Origin of the sequence: Microcystis sp. M53598_WE2 (genome assembly GCF_030067735.1) — a bacterium.
Taxonomy (GTDB): Bacteria; Cyanobacteriota; Cyanobacteriia; order Cyanobacteriales; family Microcystaceae; genus Microcystis; species Microcystis aeruginosa.
In genome coordinates, this window is record NZ_JASJFE010000957.1 from 1 (window position 1) to 2,428 (window position 2,428).

Annotated in this window: 2 protein-coding genes; both read left to right on the forward strand. The window is 44.1% G+C overall.

The window, feature by feature from the left end:
* Positions 1-209: 209 nt before the first annotated feature.
* Complete coding sequence (gene hisS, locus PX636_RS19615) at positions 210-1,490, forward strand: histidine--tRNA ligase (protein ID WP_288118404.1); 1,281 nt, start codon at positions 210-212, stop codon at positions 1,488-1,490.
* A gap of 154 nt (positions 1,491-1,644) precedes the next feature.
* Entirely contained in the window at positions 1,645-2,295 is a 651-nt protein-coding gene (locus PX636_RS19620; protein WP_288118406.1) for a hypothetical protein, read from the forward strand.
* The last annotated feature ends 133 nt before the right edge of the window (positions 2,296-2,428 follow it).

Below are 2,428 nucleotides of genomic sequence, written 5' to 3' on the forward strand. Positions count from 1 at the left end.
GAAATGGGGCGAAAGTCTGTGGACTCTGTGTAAGACAGTACATGGTTTTTTAACTGTGGTATGCGACGGTGGTGGAAGCAGAAACTTAAATCGTGAGGTTTAGGAATCGCCGCACTTTTAGGGCGGCGAGGATGTCAAGAAGGATCGACGGTATTAGTGACTCTAAGCGGTTTAAGATTGTTCAAATAGGGATAAAAATACAGAGAACTATGGGCGAAATCCAGGCAATCCGAGGCACAAAAGATATTTTACCGGCGGAGATCGGTTACTGGCAGTGGTTAGAGGAAACTGCCAGCAGAATTTTAGGGACTGCGCTGTATCAAGAGATACGAACTCCCATTTTTGAACAGACGCAACTTTTTGAACGGGGTATCGGGGAAGCGACGGACGTGGTGGGTAAAGAAATGTACACTTTCCTCGATCGCGGTCAACGTTCCCTGACTTTGCGACCGGAGGGAACGGCTGGGGTCGTTCGCGCCTATATTGAACACAAATTACAGGCCGCCGGAGGAGTACAAAGACTCTGGTATAAGGGGCCGATGTTTCGTTATGAACGTCCGCAAGCGGGTAGGCAGCGACAGTTTCATCAAATCGGGGTCGAATTGTTGGGAAGTGATGATCCTAGGGCGGATGTGGAAGTAATTACCCTTGCCAGCGAGATATTAAAAGCTGTGGGGCTAGAAAACCTAAAATTAGATATTAATTCCCTTGGAAATGCCCAAGATAGGCAAAATTATCGTCAGGCCTTGCTAGATTATTTGACTCCCTACAAAGCTGATTTAGACGCGGATTCTCAACAGAGATTAGAAAAAAATCCCCTGCGAATTTTGGATAGTAAGGACGAAAAAAACAAGATTATCTGTAAGAATGCCCCCAGTATTCTTGAACATCTCAGTAGTGATTCTCAAAAGCATTTTGAACGGGTGCAATCTTTACTAACTGATTTGGGAGTTATCTATAATCTTAATCCCTGTTTAGTGCGAGGATTGGACTATTACACCCATACGGCCTTTGAAATTCAGTCCGATGATTTAGGCGCTCAAGCTACGGTTTGCGGTGGTGGTCGTTATGATGGTTTAATAGCTCAATTAGGCGGTCCAGACACACCAGCAGTGGGTTGGGCGATCGGTTTAGAACGTCTGATTATATTATTACAACAAAAGCAATCTTTATCTTTTTTGGTTCCCGATTTTTATCTCGTCTCCAAAGGAGAAAAAGCTGAGGCCCGTAGTGCGGTATTAGCGCAGCAATTACGCGGATTGGGGTTTAGCGTCGAGTTAGACTTAAGCGGCAGCGCTTTCGGGAAACAATTTAAACGGGCCGATCGAGCTAAGGCCGTGGGCTGTATAATTTTGGGGGATGCTGAGGCTGAAAATGGCACGGTACAACTGAAATGGATGGCCACCCAAGAACAAATTAGTCTAACCCAAGCGGATTTATTGACACAAGCAAGGGAATTAAAAGCGCAAATCTCTCGGCACAAATCCTAAGTTTTAGCGTCATGGCCAAACATTAGGCTCTCTTATTCTTTGTGTCCTTTGTGTCTTTGTGGTTCGTTCCACTCGCTCGCTGGCGGGACTGTATCTTAGAATACATTTTCCCCACCAAACCTAAGAGGCCAAACATTAGGCCTAGGCTAAGATTATGGAATTTATACTGCAAAAACAAGGGGAGAATCACGGACGCACAATTTCTACTAATTCCCTAGAAATTGTCTCGGGAAACTATCGTCTCTTGGCCCGTCTGGATTCTCCTTTTGCCCATATTGAAGTGCGTATCGATTACGAATCTCCTGACAGTAGTGAAAGATATACTCATTATTATCGATCGGATGCCGGGGGTTGGCTGGAAATTTTTTCCTATCGAGATTTGGGAATAGGTAGCTGGAAAATTCGCTGTTATGGGGATATTCTGGCAGAATTGGGGGGGCAAGGTTGGCAAGAAATGTTAACTTTAATTGTTACTCCTGTTAAGATCAATTATCTGGCTCAATTAGAACAGTTGATTAAAACCGAAATTGAACCTTTATTAGCACGAGAATCCTCTCCAGAGATGGTAAAATTAGAACTGGCCGATTTAACCAATAATTCCGCCTTTGTTTTTGATTTATGCCTACCAGAGGAAACAATGACCGCTAGAGAAGGGGTAACTCTAGAACTGCCGGAACCTGCTAATATGAAAAAGAGCCTTCAAAGTTTATCTAATCGCAATTCTGCACCCCTACCCCCGAAAATATCCGGTTCTAATTCTCGCCGAAAATCCCCGCAACTGCCCCCAATTCCTAAAAATAAATAGGGTTTGCTGAATAAATGTGAAAACCTTGTTGGGTAAAACTTTTAGACCTTTTGCCCATCAAAAAGTGCCGACCCTTGGAGTGATTGGGGGGAAAATTCAGGTACTTTTTCCCTGAAAATTAGGTAGTTGACCA

Coding starts and splice junctions, on each gene's coding strand:
- hisS (WP_288118404.1), top strand. CDS start 210: ATGGGCGAAATCCAGGCAATCCGAGGCACAAAAGATATTTTACCGGCG.
- PX636_RS19620 (WP_288118406.1), top strand. CDS start 1,645: ATGGAATTTATACTGCAAAAACAAGGGGAGAATCACGGACGCACAATT.